The sequence below is a fragment of the Amycolatopsis sp. NPDC003676 genome, assembly GCF_053587275.1.
Map to the genome: position 1 here is coordinate 1 of NZ_JBSFNS010000330.1, position 1,257 is coordinate 1,257.

The window sequence follows — 1,257 nt, forward strand, 5'->3', positions numbered from 1 at the left end:
TCTCGCCGTCCCTGGCCCCGACGACCCTGACCGAACGCCGCGACCTCGGCCCCGTGACGACCGCGATCCAGCCGGATCGTAGAGCCCGGTGACACCGGGTGACCTGTGGCCAGGAAGTTGCGTCATGCCTCTGCCTTCAAGAAAGTCGGCTGTCGATGAATCGGCCGCCCGTTGAGTTGGGCCCTTCGTCGTTTCGCCTCCGTCAAGACTGCGTCCGTACGATCCGAAACCAGCGGCGATGATGGTTTGCGGCGTGCAGTCACGTCTCCAGTTGTCCACCCGCTTCGTTGACGTAGTGGGTGCTCAGAGGTAACGGAACGCTTACACATCCCTTACCTCCGTGCGGGGTTCACCCGCTAGTCTTGGCCCGGTTTCACCGGACCCCGAAACAGGTGGTTGTGCCGAACAGGGGTGCGTTCGGCGTAAGAGCAAACGATAAGTCAGACCGCAGACCCAACCAACTAAGGTCGTGCTAAGAAACCTGTCTAGCTGGGGTTTGTAACGGCGGCATGCTTCGTCGCGCGCGTCGTCCAGTGTAAAGCAGAGCGGGGGCCGGATCGATCCCGAACAACCCGCGCCGACCTGCGCGAACACCGTGGCGGAGCAGGTCCGAAACACTTGTTGGCACCGGGCCGAAAGCTGAACTCACCTGCACCGCAGCAGAATTCCCAGACAATGCGCAGGTCAAACCTGCGCGCTCCGCTAACCGGGACAGAACCGGTGAGATATTTCCGACAGCGGCTCCGACGTGGCATCGCAGCCATCCGACCGTACGGTCTGTATCACGATTGTGCGACACAGCACACTGCTGGCTAATTCTGGAACAGTGGCGTTCGCCACAAAGGGGCCTCTACCAACCGGTAGGTACGGATCGCCGGGGTCGACACGCCGAGGTGGCCTGGGCATGTGACCCACACCGTCGGCTCGCGACGATGCCGGGGCCCTACTACTGTGAGGCTGACCACAAGGGGGTCCTCGACACTCGGTGTGTCGGGTCGCTGCCTGTCACGCTGACACAACGAATCCATGACAGTTTCGCCATGCCCAGTGGAGCGCACGACCCGGGAGAACCCAATGACCGGCACACTCACCTGGCTCGGCGGAGGCCTCGCCTCGCCCCGGCGCCGGGATCCCGAAACGGGCTCCGACCTGGCCTACAACCATGAACAGGGCGGCTACGTCGTCACCGGTGCCGCCGTGCTGCTGTTCGCCGCGGTCGCGGGCATCGTCACCGCCGCCGCCCTCGCCGCCGCCGAC

General features: G+C 64.0%; 1 protein-coding gene. It reads left to right on the forward strand.

The features are described from left to right. Positions 1 to 1,074: 1,074 nt before the first annotated feature. A partial coding sequence (locus ACWDNU_RS46165) for a hypothetical protein (RefSeq protein ID WP_449673484.1) occupies positions 1,075 to 1,257 on the forward strand: 183 nt, incomplete at its 3' end.